General features: G+C 41.1%; 16 protein-coding genes. 10 read left to right on the forward strand and 6 right to left on the reverse strand.

Annotation, left to right across the window (positions count from 1 at the left end; translation table 11 throughout):
• Positions 1-83: 83 nt before the first annotated feature.
• On the forward strand, positions 84-1,262 hold the full coding sequence (locus tag IPO83_02585) for an acyl-CoA dehydrogenase family protein (protein ID MBK9730167.1): 1,179 nt from the start codon (positions 84-86) through the stop codon (positions 1,260-1,262).
• Between the two features lie 28 nt (positions 1,263-1,290).
• Here IPO83_02585 and IPO83_02590 read toward each other — a convergent pair whose 3' ends face one another.
• Both IPO83_02590 and IPO83_02595 read right to left on the reverse strand, forming a co-directional pair.
• A complete protein-coding gene (locus IPO83_02590) occupies positions 1,291-1,623 on the reverse strand; it encodes a DUF3817 domain-containing protein (GenBank protein MBK9730168.1) in 333 nt (110 codons plus the stop codon).
• 90 nt (positions 1,624-1,713) lie between these two features.
• The gene (locus IPO83_02595; protein ID MBK9730169.1) at positions 1,714-2,370 is read right to left on the reverse strand and encodes a protein-L-isoaspartate(D-aspartate) O-methyltransferase; all 657 of its coding nucleotides are present in this window, start codon (positions 2,368-2,370) and stop codon (positions 1,714-1,716) included.
• A 287-nt stretch (positions 2,371-2,657) separates the two neighbouring features.
• On the opposite strand from IPO83_02595, the gene IPO83_02600 reads away from it, so the two are divergent.
• The 5 genes from IPO83_02600 to IPO83_02620 all read left to right on the forward strand — a co-directional run bounded on the left by IPO83_02600 (position 2,658) and on the right by IPO83_02620 (position 14,547).
• Positions 2,658-4,058 (forward strand): phosphoglucomutase/phosphomannomutase family protein, encoded by a 1,401-nt coding sequence (locus IPO83_02600; protein ID MBK9730170.1) that lies wholly within the window; start codon positions 2,658-2,660, stop codon positions 4,056-4,058.
• Between the two features lie 106 nt (positions 4,059-4,164).
• A complete protein-coding gene (locus IPO83_02605; protein ID MBK9730171.1) occupies positions 4,165-6,207 on the forward strand; it encodes a S9 family peptidase in 2,043 nt (680 codons plus the stop codon).
• Positions 6,208-6,492: 285 nt separating this feature from the next.
• Positions 6,493-9,168, forward strand: coding sequence for a valine--tRNA ligase (locus tag IPO83_02610; protein ID MBK9730172.1), 2,676 nt, complete (start codon positions 6,493-6,495; stop codon positions 9,166-9,168).
• A 905-nt stretch (positions 9,169-10,073) separates the two neighbouring features.
• Positions 10,074-12,371, forward strand: coding sequence for a TonB-dependent receptor (locus IPO83_02615; GenBank protein ID MBK9730173.1), 2,298 nt, complete (start codon positions 10,074-10,076; stop codon positions 12,369-12,371).
• 241 nt (positions 12,372-12,612) lie between these two features.
• Positions 12,613-14,547: a DNA primase gene (locus IPO83_02620; protein ID MBK9730174.1), complete on the forward strand. Its 1,935-nt coding sequence runs from the start codon at positions 12,613-12,615 to the stop codon at positions 14,545-14,547.
• Positions 14,548-14,550: 3 nt separating this feature from the next.
• On the opposite strand, the gene IPO83_02625 is transcribed toward IPO83_02620, so the two are convergent.
• Positions 14,551-15,189: a 4'-phosphopantetheinyl transferase superfamily protein gene (locus IPO83_02625; GenBank protein MBK9730175.1), complete on the reverse strand. Its 639-nt coding sequence runs from the start codon at positions 15,187-15,189 to the stop codon at positions 14,551-14,553.
• Between the two features lie 342 nt (positions 15,190-15,531).
• On the opposite strand from IPO83_02625, the gene IPO83_02630 reads away from it, so the two are divergent.
• The 3 genes from IPO83_02630 to IPO83_02640 all read left to right on the forward strand — a co-directional run bounded on the left by IPO83_02630 (position 15,532) and on the right by IPO83_02640 (position 17,733).
• The gene (locus IPO83_02630; protein ID MBK9730176.1) at positions 15,532-16,428 is read left to right on the forward strand and encodes a WD40 repeat domain-containing protein; all 897 of its coding nucleotides are present in this window, start codon (positions 15,532-15,534) and stop codon (positions 16,426-16,428) included.
• Between the two features lie 259 nt (positions 16,429-16,687).
• On the forward strand, positions 16,688-17,224 hold the full coding sequence (locus tag IPO83_02635) for a dCTP deaminase (protein MBK9730177.1): 537 nt from the start codon (positions 16,688-16,690) through the stop codon (positions 17,222-17,224).
• 38 nt (positions 17,225-17,262) lie between these two features.
• On the forward strand, positions 17,263-17,733 hold the full coding sequence (locus tag IPO83_02640; GenBank protein ID MBK9730178.1) for an LEA type 2 family protein: 471 nt from the start codon (positions 17,263-17,265) through the stop codon (positions 17,731-17,733).
• Between the two features lie 34 nt (positions 17,734-17,767).
• Here IPO83_02640 and IPO83_02645 read toward each other — a convergent pair whose 3' ends face one another.
• Positions 17,768-18,436 (reverse strand): PorT family protein, encoded by a 669-nt coding sequence (locus tag IPO83_02645; protein MBK9730179.1) that lies wholly within the window; start codon positions 18,434-18,436, stop codon positions 17,768-17,770.
• An 11-nt stretch (positions 18,437-18,447) separates the two neighbouring features.
• A complete protein-coding gene (gene ubiE, locus IPO83_02650; protein ID MBK9730180.1) occupies positions 18,448-19,179 on the reverse strand; it encodes a bifunctional demethylmenaquinone methyltransferase/2-methoxy-6-polyprenyl-1,4-benzoquinol methylase UbiE in 732 nt (243 codons plus the stop codon).
• A 90-nt stretch (positions 19,180-19,269) separates the two neighbouring features.
• On the opposite strand from ubiE, the gene IPO83_02655 reads away from it, so the two are divergent.
• Complete coding sequence (locus tag IPO83_02655) at positions 19,270-19,872, forward strand: YihA family ribosome biogenesis GTP-binding protein (protein MBK9730181.1); 603 nt, start codon at positions 19,270-19,272, stop codon at positions 19,870-19,872.
• A 321-nt stretch (positions 19,873-20,193) separates the two neighbouring features.
• Here IPO83_02655 and IPO83_02660 read toward each other — a convergent pair whose 3' ends face one another.
• On the reverse strand, positions 20,194-20,664 hold the full coding sequence (locus IPO83_02660) for a hypothetical protein (protein MBK9730182.1): 471 nt from the start codon (positions 20,662-20,664) through the stop codon (positions 20,194-20,196).
• Positions 20,665-20,720 lie beyond the last annotated feature (56 nt).

Here is a 20,720-nt window from a genome sequence, read left to right on the forward strand (position 1 = left end):
TTTCAACCCCTGAACCCATTAAACCTTTCCTTCTTTATTTCCCCAACTTCAATCCCTACATTTGCACCACAAAAAAGCAACCTATGCCCATAGATCGTTACCAGCAACCGGATTATTACCAGGTAGATGAATTATTAACCGATGAGCAGAAACTGATTCGAGATACAGTTCGTGCATGGGTAAAAAAGGAAGTTTCTCCCATTATTGAGGACTATGCACAACGTGCTGAGTTTCCCAAACAGTTGATCAAAGGGTTGGCAGAGCAAGGTTGTTTTGGTCCAACCATTCCGGTTGAATATGGCGGAGGTGGCCTGGATCATATTTCTTATGGACTGATGATGCAGGAAATTGAGCGTGGTGATTCAGGTGTTCGTTCAACGGCTTCTGTACAGGGTTCTTTGGTGATGTATCCGATTTATGCGTATGGAAGTGAAGAGCAACGTAAAAAATATTTACCGAAGCTGGCAAGCGGAGAATGGATGGGTTGTTTCGGATTGACGGAGCCTGATTATGGTTCCAACCCTTCCGACATGATCACCAATATTAAAGATGCCGGCGACCATGTGATTTTAAATGGCGCAAAAATGTGGATCTCCAATTCACCTTTTGCAGATATTGCGGTAGTGTGGGCAAAAGACGAAGCAGGCGTCATCCGTGGATTGATTGTAGAGCGCGGCATGAAAGGATTCACCACGCCTGAAACACATGGTAAATGGTCGTTGCGGGCATCCGCTACGGGAGAATTGGTTTTCGATAACGTTCAGGTTCCAAAGGAAAATATTCTTCCGAATGTAAAAGGACTGAAAGGTCCATTGGGTTGCTTGAGCAAAGCACGTTACGGAATTGCATGGGGCGCATTAGGTGCTGCGATGGATTGTTATGATTCTGCGTTGCGTTATTCACAGGAACGCATTCAGTTCGGCAGGCCGATAGGAGGGTTTCAGCTCACGCAAAAGAAACTTGCTGAGATGATTACAGAAATCACCAAAGCACAACTATTGGTTTGGCGATTGGGCGTATTGATGAATGAAAACCGTGCAACACCCGGACAAATTTCCATGGCGAAAAGAAATTCTGTGGAAATCGCATTAAACATTGCGCGGGAAGCAAGACAGATACACGGCGGCATGGGCATTACCGGCGAATATCCGATCATGCGACACATGATGAATCTTGAATCAGTTGTAACTTATGAAGGAACACATGATATTCATCTGTTGATTACGGGAATGGATGTTACAGGGTTGAATGCATTTAAGTAATAGAAGCCTGATAGACCTTTCAATCTATTTAGCTCTTCTTTGCCAAAGCTAAAACCACCTGTTCTTCTTTCTTCCATTCACGATCCATCACAAATGTGCCGAATGGAATTAAGGAAGCAAGAAAGGAGATGGCCGTTTTTTTCAGCGACCATGATTGTGTAATCTTCACAACCGTCAGAGCAAACAGATAGAAAATGAATAACAGTCCGTGCACCCAGCCGGTATATTTCACAGCTTCAGGAATATCTGCCATGTATTTTAATGGCATTGCTATAAATAACAGCACTAAAAAAGAAATGCCTTCCGTAATTCCTGCAAGCCTTAACCTTCCGATAGAAGTATTCGAAAAATTTAATTTCATATCACTAAGATTTTTTAAGCGTTACCAATTCAAACATTTAATTAACATTTGTTCCTGAAATTTCTAAACCGTTCAAACCCTTCCATCTCATCAGCTCTTCTTTCCCGGCAGCAATGGTACAAACTTAAACGTATCAAACACCTCTTCTTTAATTTCTGCTTCAGAAATTTTAGTGTATCGTTTCATAAGTTGCATTTCGCCGCTTCCAACCGGAATCACAAGTATGCCACCTGTTTTTAATTGTGTCAATAATTTTTCAGGGAGAAAAGGTGCTGCTGCAGTCACCAGTATTTTATCAAACGGTGCAAACGAAGTAAGTCCTTCATAACCGTCGCCATAGAAACATTTTACCTGCGAATAGCCAAGTGTTGGTAGCAGTGCTTTTGTTTTTTCATACAATTTTTTCATCCGCTCAATCGTAAATATACGCGCTTTCATTTCAGCGAGAATGCAGGCCTGGTAACCTGAACCTGTTCCTACTTCCAATAATTTGTCGCTCTTTTTCAGTTCGAGCAATTGAGTTTGATAAGCAACTGTGTAAGGTTGCGAAATAGTTTGGCCTTCACCTATCGGGAAAGCGGTGTCTTCATAAGCACGTTCTATAAAGGCGCTTTCAAAAGCAAACAAATGACGTGGCACCGTTTCCATGGCACGCAAAACCTCCACATCATGAATGCCTTTGGCTCTCACAACCTCCACTAATTTTTTGCGCATGCCTTTATGACGGAAAGTATCTGCTTCGTTCATCTGAAATATATTATTCGACTTGATTTGTTTGCAAAGATAATCGGAACACGATGGAATTGCTTGCACCTGAAATTTGGATGCGACAAATTATCCGAATAACTATTAAAGCAATTGGAACGATAACTAAAAGAGGAAGCAATGTTCAAAATTCTTAAAACCAACTACCTATTCTTTGCGGACTTTTGCTCCATTGCGATAAAGTTCATGATCGATGATAATGTATCTTACCGAAGTAGTATTTATATTTGTCACCTTCACCCGTACTTCAATCACAATACAACTCTATCATGACTCCCATAAAATTTGGAACAGACGGATGGCGCGCCATCATTGCACAGGATTATACGGTTGACAATGTTACCAGGGTTGCTTACGCAACCGCTTTGTGGATCAAAAAAAATTATCCGGAGCCCAAAGTGCTTATCGGCTATGATTGCCGGTTTGGCGGACAGTTGTTTGCCGAAACAACAGCAAAAGTGATGTGCGCCAATGGTGTTAAAGTATTTCTGGCCGAAGGGTTTGTTTCTACGCCAATGGTTTCTATGGGTACAAAACATTTCGGAGCAGGCATGGGAGTGGTAATTACCGCCAGCCACAATCCCCCTTCTTACAATGGATTTAAATTGAAGAGTGAAGCAGGCGGACCAAGTTCACCAGCTATTATTGCGGAAGTAGAGCGTATGATTCCTGATACCATCGAAGTGGCCACTGTTTCGTTAACAGCGTATGAATCGGGTGGATTACTGGAATACGTTGACCTTGAAACTTTGTACGTCGATTTAGTGCGTAAAAATTTTGACCTGGATGGAATCAACAACAGCAATGTAATAGTTGCGTATGATGCCATGTATGGCGCAGGACAAAACGTGATTCCGCAGGTTTTGAAAAGTCCGATCCTGTTGCATTGCGATTACAATCCTTCTTTCAAAGGTCAGGCACCTGAACCGCTCGATCGCAATTTACAAGAGCTTGCATCGCTCATTAAAAATTCTCCTCAAAATGTCTGCGGATGGGCGACTGATGGTGATGCAGACCGGATTGGGATGTACGATGAAGATGGAAATTTTGTAGATGCACACCACATCATCTTGCTGCTTATTCACTATTTGCACAAGTATAAAAATATGAATGGCAAAGTGGTGGTGGCATTCTCAGTCTCTGATAAAGTAAAGAAGATGTGCCTGAAATATGGATTACCTATTGAAGTCACCCAGATCGGTTTCAAATACATCAGCGAGAAAATGGTGAAAGAAGATGTGCTGGTAGGTGGAGAAGAATCCGGTGGCATTGCAGTGAAAGGACATATTCCGGAGCGCGATGGTATTTGGGATGGATTGATCTTACTGGAGTTTATGGCGAAAACCGGCAAGACGATGAAACAGATTATCCAGGAAGTGTATGATGTGGTTGGGTCTTTCAGCTTTGACCGTCTTGATCTGCACCTTGATGAAGCTTTGAAACAACAGATCGTCCAGAATTGCAAAGAAAATAAATACACTTCTTTTGGAAAATATACGGTGCAACGCGTCGAAGATATTGACGGTTTCAAATATCATTTCAGTGATAACGAATGGATCATGATACGCGCATCAGGCACAGAACCTTTGCTGCGGGTTTATGGTGAAGCGCCTACAAAAGCTGAGGTGACGGAATTGTTACAGACAGCAAAGAAGGCTTTATTAGGTTGATTGTTTATAGCCGATGGAAAGTAGTGAGTCCTTGGTCTTTAGTCTTTAGACTTTAGTCTTCAGTCATTTCTTGAAAACCACAAAATTTAACTTAATCTTCGAACACATGCCAACCAGATTTTTCATCGCATTTTCCCTCTTAATTACCTTCCACAACATTGCGCACTCACAAAATGTAATGACTCCTGATCTCTTGTGGAAGCTCGGAAGAGTGGCCGGTGAGAATATTTCTCCTGATGGCAAGAATGTGATTTATGGTGTTACCAATTATGACATGGAAGCGAACAAAGGTGAACGAAATCTTTATTCTATTCCTGTAAATGGTGGCGGAGCAAAGCAGATTACAACAACAGCCGGAACAGAATACAATGTGCAGGTAACACCTTCAGGAAAAATGGGTTACCTCTCCAATGGACAATGGTGGGAAGGAAATTGGGATGGAACAGATGCAAAACAAGTAACCACTATTGAAGGAGGAATTGACAATGTAAAATTTTCAACGGATGGAAAATATGTTTTGTTTTCACAGGAAGTAAAAATTCAAAATACAGTTACCGAACGCTATCCTGATTTGCAAAAAGCCAATGCGCATGGCGCTGACGATCTCATGTACCGCCATTGGGATGGTTGGGATGATGGCGCTTACAACCACGTTTTTTATGCAGCTTACACTGCTGTTGGCATCACGAATCCGAAAGATATTATGCAGGGTGAAGCATACGACAGTCCGCAAACTCCTTTTGGCGGTGCTGAAGATTTTACCTTCGATGCTGCAGCAACCGGCATTTTCTATGTTTGTAAAAAGAAAAGTGGAAAAGAAGCGGCTGTCAGCACCAACTCAGATATCTGGTATTATTCCATTGCCAACGGCACTACCGTGAATATTACAGTGGATGGAAAGGGATATGATACACAACCTCAGATGGCTCCCAAGTCCAACATGCTTGCTTTCACAAGCATGGCGCGCGATGGATATGAAGCGGATAAAAATGACCTGGTTGTTTTAAATATTGCAACCAGTAAAAAATACAACCTCACTAAAGACTGGGACGAAACAGTTGAATCTTTTCGATGGAGTAATGACGGTTCGAAAATTTATTTCCTTGCGGTGAAAGAAGGAACAGAGCAACTGTTTGAAATTTCCCTGCAAAAGGACATTGAAAAAAATACAGCAACAAATATCCGGCAGGTTACCAACGGACCATTCGATTTGAATGCAATCGTAGGTCAGTCTGGCGATTGGATCATTGCGTCGAAGAGCGATATGAATCATGCAAATGAATTGGTGCGCGTGAATTTAAAAACCGGTGAAGTAACTGTGCTTACATCCGTGAATAAAGTTGCTTATGAAGGCATCAGCTTAAGCCGGGTAGATAAAGTGTGGATGAAAACAACTGACGGACAAAAAATGCTGACATGGGTGATCTATCCACCTGATTTCGATGCAACTAAAAAGTATCCGACATTGCTTTATTGCCAGGGCGGACCACAATCTGCTGTTTCCCAATTTTATTCTTTTCGATGGAATTTTCAGTTGATGGCTGCAAATGGTTACATCGTGGTGGCACCCAATCGACGTGGTTTGCCTGGCTTCGGAACAAAATGGAATGAAGACATCAGCCAGGATTGGGGCGGACAAGCCATTAAGGATTATCTCACTGCTATCGACTCTGCGGCCACCTGGAGCTTCGTTGATAAATCAAGATTAGGCGCGGTTGGTGCGAGCTATGGAGGATATTCAGTGTATATGCTGGAAGGTGCGAGCAATGGGCGTTTCAAATCGATGATTTCTCATTGCGGTGTATTTGATCTTAACAGTTGGTACGCAACTACAGAAGAAATCTGGTTTGCAAACTGGGATGTCGGCGGACCATTCTGGTTGAAGCCCCAACCGAAAAGTTATATGCTTTCTAATCCTGTCAATTTTATTGACAGGTGGCGAACACCGATTATGGTGATTGAAGGAGAACGCGATTACCGCATTCCTTACACGCAAGGATTGGCAGCTTACCAATATGCACAACTCAAAGGCATAAAAAGCCGGTTGCTTGTTTTTCCTGATGAAGGACATTGGATACTGAAACCACAAAACAGCTTGCTGTGGCAAAGGGAATTCTTCAGGTGGTTGGATGAGACGTTGAAGAATTAGGTGGTTAAATTGTTAAATGGCTAAATGGTAGCGGCAAAGCCGGAACGTAGGATGACCGATCATTCAAGGCCGTCATCCTATGTTTGTAAAGCCCACGCACTTTATAACCCACTGCTTTTTGCGGCGGGAGCAGCAATCCTCAAGTATTAACAGCAAAAACACTATGACTTAGTTTCAGACTATGCACTTACTTTAAAGTACGTGCATTAAATTAGTCAGGCATCCCATACTAATCCTGCAATTCCACCAAATACCGTTTATTTTTGCGACACAAATTTTGTGAAGATGGAATTGCCCAAAACATTTGACCCAACCGGATTAGACGATCGCTGGTATCAGCGATGGATGGATCAACGCCTGTTCGAATCAAAACCCGACGAAAGGGAACCTTATACTATTGTAATTCCTCCACCCAACGTCACAGGTGTATTGCACATGGGTCATGCACTCAACAATACCATCCAGGATATCTGCATTCGTCGCGCACGCATGCAGGGAAAAAATGCATGCTGGGTTCCGGGAACAGATCATGCTTCTATTTCCACAGAAGCAAAAGTGGTAGCGATGCTGCGTGAAAAAGGTATTGAGAAGCGTGAACTTTCGCGCGATGAGTTTCTGAAATATGCCTGGGAATGGCGCGATAAATATGGTGGCATCATCCTGAAACAAATCCGCAAACTGGGTTGCAGTTGCGACTGGAACCGGACCACTTTCACGATGGACGATGATTATTATCGTGCGGTAATTCAAGTGTTCATTGATCTCTATAAAAAAGGCCACATTTATCGTGGTAACAAAATGATCAACTGGGATCCGAAAGCCAAAACATCATTGAGCGATGAAGAAGTGATTAAGAGAGAAGTGAAGTCAAAACTTTATTTTCTCCGATATAAATTGGAAGGTGATGGCGATGAATGGATCACGATTGCCACAGTTCGTCCCGAAACTATTTTAGGTGACACTGCAATTTGTGTGCATCCTGAGGATGACCGGTACAAAAATCTCATAGGTCGTTTTGCTTTGGTTCCGCTCATCAATCGACGTATTCCCATCATCGCAGATGAATATGTGGAGCGCGAATTTGGAACCGGTGCATTAAAGGTGACACCGGCGCACGACATGAATGATTACAACCTTGGTCTGAAACATCATTTGGAAGTAATTGATACCCTCAACGAAGATGGAACGATGAGTAAAGCTGCACAGCTTTACATTGGTCAGGATCGATTCGAGTGTAGAAAAAATATTGTGAAGGACTTAGAGGCGCAAGGACATTTAGTAAAAGTAGAAGAGTACACCAACCAGATTGGATTTTCCGAGCGAACAGATGTCGTGGTGGAGCCACGCATTTCTATGCAATGGTGGTGTAACATGAAGGAAATGGCAAAGCCTGCTTTGGAAGCGGTGATGCAGGAAGAAATTAAATTCTATCCTTCAAAATTCAAAAACACCTATCGTTTATGGATGGAAAGCATCCGCGACTGGTGCATCAGCCGTCAACTTTGGTGGGGACATAGAATTCCGGTTTGGTATGCACCTGATGGAAGATTCGCGGTAGCTGAAACTGTAGCAGAAGCATTAAACATTTTGAACCAGGAATCAACAACCAAAGCAACCAATTCCCTTCTCACAATTGACCATTCACCACTCACCATTCACGATCTCAAACAGGACGAAGATGTTCTCGACACCTGGTTTTCCAGTTGGCTCTGGCCTTTTGAAGTGTTCAAAGGATTGAGCAATCCCGGAAATGAAGAGATGAAATATTATTATCCAACGCAAACATTGGTTACAGCGCCTGAAATCATTTTTTTCTGGGTGGCGCGAATGATCATGAGTGGCTTTGAATACATGAAGGAAAAGCCCTTCGACCAGGTTTACTTTACCGGTATTGTTCGTGATAAACAGGGAAGAAAAATGTCGAAGTCATTGGGTAATTCGCCGGACTTACTGGGCTTGATTGATCAATATGGTGCTGATGCAGTGCGATTCGGAGTGCTCATTTCTTCTCCTGCAGGTAATGATATTTTGTATGATGAAAAGCTGGTAGAGCAGGGAAGAAATTTCAACAATAAAATATGGAACGTATTAAGACTGGTGAAAGGGTGGGAGGTTGCAGAAGATCTTTCAAAAAATCAATCGGAGAGTGCCGCTAATTTGTTTGCGACTGAGTGGTTTGAAAACAGGTTGAACGGTGCCGCACACCAGATTGAAAAATTATTCAAACAGTTTGATATTTCTCAGGCATTAAAGGAAATTTATTCGTTGATATGGGATGATTTCTGTTCGTGGTACCTTGAAATGATCAAACCTGAATTTGGTCAGCCGATTGATGATTATTCCTTCAATAAGACCATCGAATTTTTAGAACGGTTGATGCAACTGCTTCATCCTTTCATGCCATTTATTACTGAAGAAGTCTTTCAGCAAATTCGTGAAAGGGGAGAAAGCGAATTTGTAATGATCTCACAATTCCCTGAAGTTCCTGAACCTGATTCATTCATAATGGCTGATGGTGAAAAAGTGAAACAGATCATCACGACAATTCGTGACATCCGCAACCGCAACGGGCTGAAGCAAAAGGATAAATTGACACTGTATGTTTCTACGGGAATGGAACTTGGTGACGGAATGAAAAAAAATATTTCGAGACTGGCCATGCTTAGCGCGATTGAAGAAACTGCAAAGGACGTGGAGCAATCATTTTCTTTTCTGATTGGCGCCGATAAATTTTTCCTTGAATCACCTCAAGGACTTGACTCCGGAGAAGAACAATCCAGGCTCGAAAAGGACATCGAATACCAACGTGGCTTTTTAACTTCTGTAATGAAGAAACTTGACAATCAGAATTTTGTCGCAAAAGCTTCATCAGATATCATTGACAAGGAGAAGAAAAAAGCCGAAGATGCACAGGAAAAAATCCGGTTGATGGAAGAAAGATTGCGGGTGATTGCCCGATAGAGTTAGATCGTTGAATTGCTAAATTTTTGAATGGCTAAATTGTTCGGTGACAGAGGGCATTGTGACGAATCAATCAAGTTCGTCATCTTATGTTTACAATGACGGCCATGATTGATCAGCTTTCTCTTCGGCTTCGCCGCAACCATTTAGCAATTTAGCCATGCAACCGTTTGGTAAATTAATGATCAAATATCAAATTATCCTCTTCATTCAGACTTGATAAATCCATCCCGAATTCACCTTCGTATATGCCGTTATCATTGAATCAAGGTAATGGAAGCCAAAGTAAAATACGATGAAGTAAAGCGCAAAATCTTCCTTGTATCAAGGATTTTTGGGTTTGTCCTGGTGGTAACCTTCAATGCATTTATATTCATCACAGATTATCCTCCTGCTAGTTCGCCGTCGTTAAAGTTAATTGCAGAATTCGTGGATCATGCCTCTATGGAGCATCATATTAACGAATCTCCATTCACACTCAATTTAAATTTCAAAGTTGCACCGGCTCACGTAATGGACGCAGCAACTTCTTTCCCTATTACACTCCCGCAATTTACACCTGCCATCTTATGGCTCATGGTATTTGGTTTAACGATATGTTTCATTTGTTTTTGTTTCTTCAGGGGTGAAAAGAACATGAACACACAATTTTTTCCTGGTATTCTCCTGCCACCTCCCAAATATTTGTAACCTCATAAAGTAAGCAATAGTAATGCTGATGGAAATCATCGCGCTGCTTTATCTCTTTCAACCTGTTTAACCGCCAATTTTTAATTCGTGCACAGGCTATCCCGGTTTCGGATAATTTAAATCCAATAGCAACTTGTAGTTACGGCGATATCTATTGCTTCCAAATTCAATGGGTGCTCGAAAGCACTTATCCTGTTCACCATCAACTTTCAACCATGAAATTTCTACCCTTTTATTTCACCATAATTTTTCTCACCGTATTTACTTCAGCGCAAGCGCATGACGGCTCATTGCAAGGAACAATCACCGATAACATTAGCAATTTTCCTATCACAGGTCTTATTGTTTCAATGGAAGAAGAGCATTTGAGTACCGTTACAGATTCAAATGGTTATTATCAATTTGATAATATTCCGGTGAAGCTTTATACCATTACTTTCAGGAAGGAAGATTATTTAACCAGGGAAATGAAAATCAGCATCTCTGAAAATAAAAGCACTGTACTCGACATCGCGCTTACTCCAGGTATTATTAGTCTTCCGGATCTTGTTGTAAACGGTGATGTTCCTGTTTCTGCTGCTTCTTCACAGGTATTCAGTATCATCGACTTTCAATTGCGTCCTAAAAATTCAGCGCAGGATATGCTGCGGCTGGTGCCGGGTTTATTTATTGCGCAACATGCAGGAGGTGGAAAAGCAGAACAGATTTTTGTGCGTGGTTTCGATTGTGATCATGGAACAGATGTAGCAACTTATGTTGATGGCATTCCGGTCAACATGCCTTCACATGGTCACGGTCAGGGATATGCTGATCTTCATTTTCTGGTTCCTGAAGTGGTGCAAAATATGGACATCACCAAAGGTCCATACTTCACTCAGAATGGAAATTTCTCCACCGGTGCAACAGTCAGGTTTAATACACTCGATCAGTTGGATGAAAACTCATTCACAACAGATTTCACATCTGCTCCTACCCAACGTGGTTTCAGCGGCAGCCGCGCTTTGCTGATGATGCAATTGCCTTTTCAATCAGCAAACGTGAACTCCTACATAGCAGGAGATTTTACATACAACCCATCTTATTTTGATGCAAGCCAGCAATTTCATCGCTTCACTTTATTTAATAAAAATACTTTCCGCCTCAGCAATAAAACAACAGCAATCGTTTCGTTCAATGGATTTGGTTCTTCCTGGAATGCTTCAGGACAAGTTCCATCACGAGCCGTAGAAAGTGGATTGATAGATCGCTTTGGCGCTATTGATACATTAGAAGGTGGAACTACTTCCAGGAATAATCTAAACATGGAACTGGATTCGAAAATCGGTAACAATATTTTTCATTCGCAGATTTATTTTTGCAATTACCGATTCAAATTATTTTCAAATTTTACTTTCTTCTTGAATGATCCTGTCAACGGCGACATGATTGAACAAACGGATGATCGCACCATCGGAGGATACAATGGTTCTTATAGCATACCTGGAAACCTGGGCGGACTTTCCGTGAAAACCACATTTGGACTTGGATTTCGTACCGATCGAACCAACGTTATGCTATTGCATTCGCCCGATCGTGAAAGGCTTTCCGTAACTGCAAACGCTATCATTTTTGAACGCAGCATGAATGGATGGATCAAAGAAGAAATAAATTTTACGTCACAGTTTAAAGCGGAATTAGGAATGCGTATTGATTATTTCACATTCGATGTAAATGACTTGATTCCAATTGATTCATTCCACGATGATCTTTCAGGATATAATTATCAAACACTGGCGCAACCCAAATTAAACCTTGTCTATTCGCCAGCTGATAATATTCATTTGTTCCTGAATTCAGGGATAGGCTATCATTCCAATGATGCACGTTCCGTTGTGCAGGATCCGGCAACGCATCGCTTACCATTGGCTGCCGGCGGCGAAATAGGTACACAAATTCGCGTGGGGTCACTGATATTCTCTGTTGCATTATGGACCATTCAGCTTGAAAATGAACTTGTTTACATTGGAGATGAAGGAACTACGGAAAACAATGGTCCAAGCAGTCGTAAAGGAATTGATTTCTCCGCGCGCTACCAGGTTCTCAAATGGTTGTATGCCGATGTGGATGTGAATTATGCAAAAGGATTTTTGCTGGAAGATTTTTTCGGAGAGAAACTTCGTGAAGACAATATCATTCCACTCGCTCCCCAATTTACATCAACAGGTGGATTAACGATTATAAAACCACGTGGATGGGAAGGTGCTTTGCGTTACCGTCTGATGGGCGACAGGCCGGCGAATGAATCCAATACAGTAACCGCGAAAGGATATTTGTTGCTTGATGCAGCAGTAGGTTATCGCTGGGAGCATTTTCGGGTAGGATTAAATATTGAAAACCTCACAAATACAGAATGGAATGAGGCACAGTTTGATACCGAATCACGATTGTTTGATGAACCCAAACCTGTTTCTGAATTGAACTTCACGCCGGGAACACCGGTTGCGTTTAAAGGAAGTGTATCGGTTTATTTTTGAATGTTGCATGGTTAAATGTTGGGATTGTTATTTGTCGGTATTGCTGCGAATCATCAACGATTTAGCAATTTAACCATTTAACCCTTCGACCATTTCTTCAATCAACCTTCCACGTAAAAATCAAAGCAACCACAACAATTAAACAATTTAGCAATTTGACCATTCAGTCATTCAGCCATATAACCATCCAACCTTTCGTCACCCTAATTTCCTTACCTTCGATGCCCCTTAGAATCCAGCCATGATCTCCGCCCGAAGCAAAGACGATATTTTAGCCGCTGCCCGAATTGAGGATGTGGTTGGGGATTTCGTGAACCTGAAAAAGAGAGGCACTAATTTCGTCGGATTGTGTCCATTTCATACGGAGAAAACACCTTCATTTCATGTATCACCAACGAAAGGTATTTACAAATGCTTTGGTTGTGGTAAAGGTGGCGACTCTGTGAGTTTTATAATGGAGCATGAAAAGTTCAACTATCCGGAAGCGCTGCGTTACCTGGCGCAGAAATATAATCTTGCAGTGGAGGAAACCGGTGATGTAGCCAAAGAGCAGGGAGATAAGATGGTGAAAGATTCATTGTTCATCATCAACCAATTCGCGCAGCAGTACTTTCATGATAATTTATTAAAGACAACAGAAGGAAAAAATATTGGCCTGTCTTATTTTAAAGAAAGAGGATTCACGGATGAAATGCTGAAGAAATTTATGCTGGGCTATTCCTTGTCCGATGCAGAGGCTTTCACAAAAACAGCATTGAAAAACGGATACCAGGCTGACCTGCTTCGCCAGGCAGGATTGATCAAAGAAAAGGGAGAGAAAAATGTTGACTTTTTTCACCACCGTGTCATTTTTCCAATTCTTAACTTATCAGGAAAAGTGGTTGCATTTGCCGGGCGTATCATGGTGAAAGATGAACGCGCACCGAAATACATCAACTCACCTGAAACGGAGATTTATCACAAGAGCCAATTGGTATACGGCATTTACCATGCACGAAATGCCATTCGTAAGGATGATGAATGTTTTCTTACGGAAGGGTACACAGATGTAATTTCCATGCACCAGGCAGGCATTGAAAATGTCGTGGCTTCATCAGGAACTTCACTTACTCCGGAGCAAATCAAACTCATAAAACGGTTTACTAATAATATCACCATTCTTTATGATGGCGATGCAGCAGGTATAAAGGCGGCATTGCGTGGGTTGGAAATGATGGCGGAAGAAGATGTGAACGTTCGCGTGGTTTTATTGCCTGATGGTGATGATCCTGATTCTTACCTGCACAAAAACGGCAGCTCTGCCTTTCGTGAATTTGTAGCGAAGAGCAAGAAACATTTTCTGCAGTTTAAAATGGAGTTGCTGCTTGCGGAAGCGGGAACAGATCCATTAAAAAAGGCAGATGTTATCAAAGACATTGTTGAAACACTTTCAAAGATTCCTGATCCAATAAAAAGATCGGTACTTATTAAAGAGTGCAGCAGGCAACTCGATGTTGGTGAACAGGTGTTGATTACCGAAGTAAACAAGGTGAAACGCCGTCAGTTCAAAAAGGAAACAGGCGCACCTGGTTATGAAGCAGATGCTTTGTACAACGATCAAAATGCTCCTGAAGATCATTCACAACAGCAGCAACAGGATCAGCAAGCTAAAGATTTCTACCAGGAAATGGGCATTTTGCGATTGTTGCTTGAATATGGCGAAGAATTATTGGATGATGGACAAAAAGTAGTGGATGTGGTGCTCGATGAATTAAAGGAAGCACCATTATACAATCACGACTTTCAACTGATGATCCATGAGATGGAAGAGATGGTGAAGAAAGGAGGTAAAGTTGACCATCACATTTTTATCAATCATGAGGAGAAAAAATTCCGCGATCTGGCCATTGAGATCATTTCATTTCCCTATAACCTGAGTGAAAACTGGGAGAAACGGCATGAGATATTTATCAATACGCCGCAGAAGAATTTTAAAAAACATGTAGTCAGCACACTGCACCATTTTAAACTGCACAAGCTGATGAACATGAAACTCGAGAATCAACAACAGTTGAAAACGGTGAAAGGCAATGAAGAAGACGAGAATCACTATATGATTGTGAATATCAAATTGGATGAATGGATCCGGCAATTGGGAAAGTCGCTTGGAACGGTCACAGTATCCTATTTCAAATAGCTTTTATTGCAACACATAAGCTGTCATATAATTTTCGAACTGCTCATATTGAATATTTAATTCCAACTGATAGTCGGCTTTTGAAATTTGACCTTGGATTTTTCCACTAAAGGAAAATTCAAATGGTGCTACCAAAAGATGCTGACGGAAATCAAGTTTCTTTTCCCCATACAATTTATACATCGCTTCTTTTGCACACCAGATGGCGTATAATTGTTCGATCCTGTTTTCATCAGCAACCCATTTCATCTCTGCTTCATTCACAAACTTATGCTGAATGCGTAACACTTTGGGATCCATCTTTTCAATGTCAATTCCCACTTTATATTTTTTGCTTAACAGCAGTGCTGAAAGATCGGAAGAGTGGGAGAGCGAGATTTCTACCGGGAAATTTCTCACGATGGGTTTACCGTTTAAATCATTTTCAAGATGGATAAACTGATCAGTTTGCATCATGCTTCTCAGTAACACCCGGCTCGACAGCCAATGTAATTTCCGTTGTGGATGTTTGATGGAATCTATCAATGCGTTTTCCTTTTCATCCAGCATCAATTGCGACCGGAACCACTCAGCACTTTCCCTAATGTGCCAAAGTCCAATAAGTGTTTCTGCTGCAATTTCTCTTTTATAGATCAGCGCCATTACTGTAAATATAACTTTTGAAAGTCATTGATGAAGTACTTATGCAGTAAATTCAACTTCATAGAAACGAGCGGATCTTGAGTGCTTCAACCCGCACAGTTTAAATGTTGTAATAAAAAATCCAAAATTGATATTGGTCAGTTTTTCTTTGCGAACTTTGCGCCTCAGCGCGAAAATAAATTTTATGAAAGTTTTCATTTTTGCTATGTACCAAGATAGTCTAACTGCTATTGACTATAAGCATTGCTAAGATTTGGTATGCACCGTTTCTAATCTGTGTTTCGAAAGTTATCTGGTAATTAATGGACACGAACTTATATTTGCCAACTAATTTCCATTTTCTTGCAAGTTGATCAGGTTGCCAGGTTCACATTACACAAAGGTTCAGTCTATGCACTTTCGCAAGGAAGTGATGCTTCTTCTTTTCTCTCTGCCGGGAGTGAAGGATTGGTTGTAGAATGGAACATCAACGATGCTTCCAATGCTGTTGCGCTTGCCAGGGTAAATAGCCAGGTATTTGCGCTTTTAAATATCCCTGAAAAAAAACTGCTGGTAATTGGAACCATGGCCGGTGGAATTCATGTGATTGACCTGGTTCTGAAAAGTGAAATTCATTACATCACCTATCATCAGCAATCGATATTCGACATAAAACTATATAATGATCAAGTGCTCGTTGCTTCAAAAGATGGAACATTGACTGTCTGGTCCGCTGTAGATTTTTCATTACAACGTATATTGACCATCAGCAATCTGAGCCTGCGTATGATAGACCTGAATCCATTGAAAAATGAAATGGCCATTGCTTCCAGTGACAATAAAGTGTATATAGTTGACCTGTCTCAATGGAAAGTAAAAGCAATCTTGCAAGGTCCGTCCAATTCAGTATTCTCAGTCTCCTTCATTCCTGCATTGAATAAATTGCTTGCAGGTTCCCGTGATGCACAGCTTTATGAATACGATTTGAATAATCTGCAACTGGAAAAACAAATCAAAGCACATCTATATACCATCAATCATCTGCAGCTTATTTCAAATGACCAATTTATAGCAACAGCATCTCGTGATAAAACCATTCGTATCTGGAACAGCCATTCACTTGAATTGCTAAAATCACTTGATCATCTTAAGTGCGGAGGCCATACCAAATCAGTGAACCGTTTGCTTTGGCTGCCGGAACAAAATGTATTGCTTTCCGCGAGCGACGACAGAACAGTTATTGCCTGGAGAATTCATTGATTAAATGAAATTGGTTTCTGGAAGAGGAGATCAAGGAGAGATCCTTTCAATTTCATCACCTTTTCAGCCCACGCTTCTTTGCGAACTTTGCGCCCACAAAAGCAAATGTTTAGAAGCACGCCTGACAAAATAATTATTGCCTTTCTTCCTGATCTGATTTGCGTTTAAATGATTTTAACGGTTAACATGAGTGCAAGATGAATTAGCGTACACAACATTCACCTACAAATGATATTTTCGCACTCCACATTTCACTAACATGATTTTATCAGACCGTCAGATACTCGCAGAAATTGAAAAGGGAACCATCCTGATTGAACCTTTTAAGCCGGAAGGATTAGGTTCTAACAGTTATGATGTGCATCTCGGTAAGTACATTGCAACGTATAAGGATCGCATTCTGGATGCACGGAAACATAACCAGATCGATACCATCACACTTCCTGAAGATGGATTTATTCTTTACCCCGACATGCTTTATCTCGGAGTTACAGAAGAGTATACTGAAACGCATGCGCACGTACCTTTTCTTGAAGGTAAATCCAGTGTCGGACGTCTTGGTATTGATATTCATGCCACTGCCGGAAAAGGCGATGTCGGTTATTGTAACACCTGGACACTGGAGATTTCGGTGAAGCAACCTGTGCGTATTTATCCGGGAATGCCCATTGGCCAATTAATTTATTTTGTGGTGGAAGGCACTGTTAAAAACACCTATAACAAAAAAGGCAACGCCAAATACAGCAAGCGCACATTGAAACCGCTGGAGTCTATGATGTGGAAGAATAAATGGTGAGAAGATTTCGTTAGAAAATTTCATTCACCTTTTAAACTATGATGAAATACTATTATCTTCTTTCGCTGCTGATTATTGCGCTCACTTCGTGTTCAACCCTCAAGCCACTGGAGTATCGTTCCCTGGATAATTTCAATGTTTCAAATCTTGGCAGCGCACCTCAATTAACATTTGATCTTTCACTTTATAATCCAAATACTGTTGGCGCAAAACTGAAGGACTTCAGTGTAGGATTTGAAATGAATGGAGTTAAGTTGGCTGACGCGCAATTGGCAGATGTGTCTCATGCGGGCGCACAATCTGAATTCACTGTTCCTATGAAGATCAATACATCTATCGTGCAACTATCTCAATTTCTCCCTGCCGGAATCAGCCTGTTCACTTCCGGTGCTACTATTCCCGTTCACCTGAATGGAAGCATAACAGTGAAAAAATTTATTTTTCACAAAACATTTCCTTTCGATGTGCGCGAATCTCTGGATACGAAAAAAATAAGATTGGGGAAATAGGAGGTTGATGTACCGCGACTTTCAAGTCACGAATTTACCCCTCAAAATGCAGCGTAAACATAATCGTACGTGCCCTTAGCTTTTCTAATACGCTTGAAAAAATCAGGTTGTCATCCGGCTTCAGGATATTAAAAAGACCATAGGATATTTTTACCTCCGGAGAAATAATCACCAATGGAAGATGAAACTCCATACCCATTCCATATTCAAGAGCGATATCATTCCTGTATACTTTTATTAAATTTTCTGCCAGCCGTGCAGAAGCATTCGACTGCATATCCATACTGTATTTGAATCCGCCTAACACATACATCCGGAAATCTTTATAAGGTCTCGACCTGTATTTCAGATGCACAGGAAACTCCAGGTAAACGGATTCGATTTTTTTAATGGGAATTGTATCGGTCGTACTCATGGAATATTGAATACTTCTGTCGGCAAAAGCCAGGTCAGGGATGAATCGTAGTTCAAATGATCTTGAAAGGTGAAGATCGGAAAGAATACCTAAAGCAAAGCCAGGATTACTCGTGCCATGTACATCCAGAATTTCATTTTGATGAATGTAGTTGGAGTCCAGGATAATCTTGTAATTAGACCTGTTCAAACCCAGGGAGATACCAAAATGAAATAACCTCCTGTCATACACCTGGTCGTCAGTGTAAATATTGACCTGTGCAAATGAATGCCGGCACAACAATACCATCAGCAGCAGAACTATTGCTTCTTTGCGGTATAGATGGAACTGATTCCGAAAGTGAGCGGTGTGCATTGAGTTGATACGAATCCGTTTTTATTCAGTAATTGGGTAAAATCTTTTCCGTCTGGAAATGCGGCCACTGACCGGTGAAGGTAAGTATAGGCCATTTTATCATTGGTGATCCATTGACCAAGAATCGGGCAGATGTATGTGAAATAAAGATGAAACAATTGCTTGAATGGAAATAGTTTTGGTTTTGAAAACTCTAACACAATCAATGTTCCGTTACTTTTCAAAACCCTGTTCAATTCCTGTAATCCCTTTTCAAGGTGCTCAAAATTTCTGACGCCGAATGCAACGGTGATTGCATCAAATTTATTATCTGCGAAGGGAAGATTCTCAGCATCGGCTTGTTGCAAGGTGATAAGAGATTCCAGGCTTTTCTCCTTCAGCTTCACTTGCCCTTTACTGAGCATTTCCACTGAGATATCAATTCCTGTGATGTGTTCAGGATGAAGGGACGCCAATTGTATAGCAACATCTGCTGTCCCGGTTGCTACATCCAGGATCATTTTTGGTTGTACCGGTTTTAGAATTTTTAACATTCGTTTTCTCCAGCCCACATCAATACCAAATGAAAGCAGTCTGTTCATCAGATCGTACCGGAAGGCAATTCTGTCAAACATCATGGTCACCTGTTCTTTTTTCGACAGATTCAGTTCTTCATAGGGTACCACTTGTTGTTTCATAACGGCACCAAAGTTAAGTAAACAGTAACATTGCACGTTTTCTTTCTGTTTCTTTGCAAATAATGCATTTTAAAAAGTATTGATTGGATGATGTTGTTACAGTCGGCAACTTTTGTGGGGAGTTTTGTTTCAGAAAAAGATTGTCCGAAGACATCTTTGACGGAGTTTGCTTTTATCGGCAGATCCAATGTAGGAAAATCGTCACTCATCAATATGCTGGTGAACAGGAAGGACCTCGTGAAAGTATCGCGGGCGCCGGGGAAAACACAAACGCTGAATTTTTTTCTTATCAATCAAAAATTTTATTTTGTAGATCTTCCCGGTTACGGTTATGCAAAGGTTTCACGAAGCATGCGTTATCAATGGAGCGATATGATCAGCAGGTATTTGCAACAGCGCAAGACTTTACAATGCGTTTTTATTTTAGTAGATGCGCGCCTTAATCCGCAACAGTCTGATGTAGACTTTGTAAATCAACTTGGGCAGTGGCGTATTCCCTTTGCTATTATTTTCACCAAGTCTGATAAGGTGGGAAAATCAATGGTGAGTCAGCATGTAAGTAAGTTTCATGAAGCCATCAAGCCTTTTTGGTCTACACTTCCTCCGACCTTTATTTCTTCTATTGTTACAAAAGCCGGCAAAGAAGAAGTGCTGTCATTTATTGCAGCAGCGGCCACTCAAAAAGCTGTATAGATGATTGGAATAATTTTGAAAAATAAATGCTCAAAAACTTGACATCGCTTTTCTGATGTTGTATATTTAAATCATCAAAAAAAATAACAGCATCCGAAACAATTTTATTCAAAACATAATAAAAGAGATGGGTGCTTTCACACACCCAGGGTTTTGTTCAACGTTGTAAAACCCCAAATGAAACAGGCGACCAGAGAAACTTCTCCGTCGCCTGCTTCTTTTTTAACTAACCGCTATTCGTGAGTGGTGAATAATGAGCAGTACAATTGTCATTCTTAAGAAGGAAGAATCTATCAACTAACGACTAAGGACTTCCGGCTTTCACACTACTTTATTCGCGCAACTCGAACTCGCAAATGCTTCCGGCTTCGCCTTAAAAGCGAATCCCATCCCCAGAATATAGCCCATGGCTTCTTTCAATGCAGTATTTGATTGAAAGTTCGGATTGGTATTGATGTCTGCATGCACTTCAAGATCTACATCATAGGCATCAAGCAAATCACAAAGTCCATAAGCGGTTTGAACCGATCTTGAAACCTCATCAAGCATACGTTCCTTGATAGTAAGTTTGTGAGTGGTCTTTTCATTGTTGATGAACATGAAACCGCCTTTTTTTTCGCGTAAAAACACAATGACTGTGGCAAATTCAGTCACCTTACCACGCACCTGCGAATCGGTACCGATGCATACTTTAAGCTTATTACCTTGATTCGACTCGTAGCGAATTGCTTGTTCAACTGCTTTTTTTATCGGCATATTGATTTTTTCACCGTTGAATTTTCTCCAGAGCATGGGTGGGTGTTTTTTCAAAAATAGGTTTTTACACCTGTAAATCAACAATTTATCTA

The organism is Chitinophagaceae bacterium (assembly GCA_016717285.1).
Classification (GTDB): Bacteria; Bacteroidota; Bacteroidia; order Chitinophagales; family UBA10324; genus JACCZZ01.

Coding starts and splice junctions, on each gene's coding strand:
- IPO83_02600 (MBK9730170.1), top strand. CDS start 2,658: ATGACTCCCATAAAATTTGGAACAGACGGATGGCGCGCCATCATTGCA.
- IPO83_02615 (MBK9730173.1), top strand. CDS start 10,074: ATGAAATTTCTACCCTTTTATTTCACCATAATTTTTCTCACCGTATTT.
- IPO83_02585 (MBK9730167.1), top strand. CDS start 84: ATGCCCATAGATCGTTACCAGCAACCGGATTATTACCAGGTAGATGAA.
- IPO83_02660 (MBK9730182.1), bottom strand. CDS start 20,664: ATGCTCTGGAGAAAATTCAACGGTGAAAAAATCAATATGCCGATAAAA.
- IPO83_02605 (MBK9730171.1), top strand. CDS start 4,165: ATGCCAACCAGATTTTTCATCGCATTTTCCCTCTTAATTACCTTCCAC.
- IPO83_02595 (MBK9730169.1), bottom strand. CDS start 2,370: ATGAACGAAGCAGATACTTTCCGTCATAAAGGCATGCGCAAAAAATTA.
- IPO83_02620 (MBK9730174.1), top strand. CDS start 12,613: ATGATCTCCGCCCGAAGCAAAGACGATATTTTAGCCGCTGCCCGAATT.
- IPO83_02610 (MBK9730172.1), top strand. CDS start 6,493: ATGGAATTGCCCAAAACATTTGACCCAACCGGATTAGACGATCGCTGG.
- IPO83_02640 (MBK9730178.1), top strand. CDS start 17,263: ATGATGAAATACTATTATCTTCTTTCGCTGCTGATTATTGCGCTCACT.
- IPO83_02655 (MBK9730181.1), top strand. CDS start 19,270: ATGTTGTTACAGTCGGCAACTTTTGTGGGGAGTTTTGTTTCAGAAAAA.
- IPO83_02645 (MBK9730179.1), bottom strand. CDS start 18,436: ATGGTATTGTTGTGCCGGCATTCATTTGCACAGGTCAATATTTACACT.
- IPO83_02590 (MBK9730168.1), bottom strand. CDS start 1,623: ATGAAATTAAATTTTTCGAATACTTCTATCGGAAGGTTAAGGCTTGCA.
- IPO83_02625 (MBK9730175.1), bottom strand. CDS start 15,189: ATGGCGCTGATCTATAAAAGAGAAATTGCAGCAGAAACACTTATTGGA.
- IPO83_02635 (MBK9730177.1), top strand. CDS start 16,688: ATGATTTTATCAGACCGTCAGATACTCGCAGAAATTGAAAAGGGAACC.
- ubiE (MBK9730180.1), bottom strand. CDS start 19,179: ATGAAACAACAAGTGGTACCCTATGAAGAACTGAATCTGTCGAAAAAA.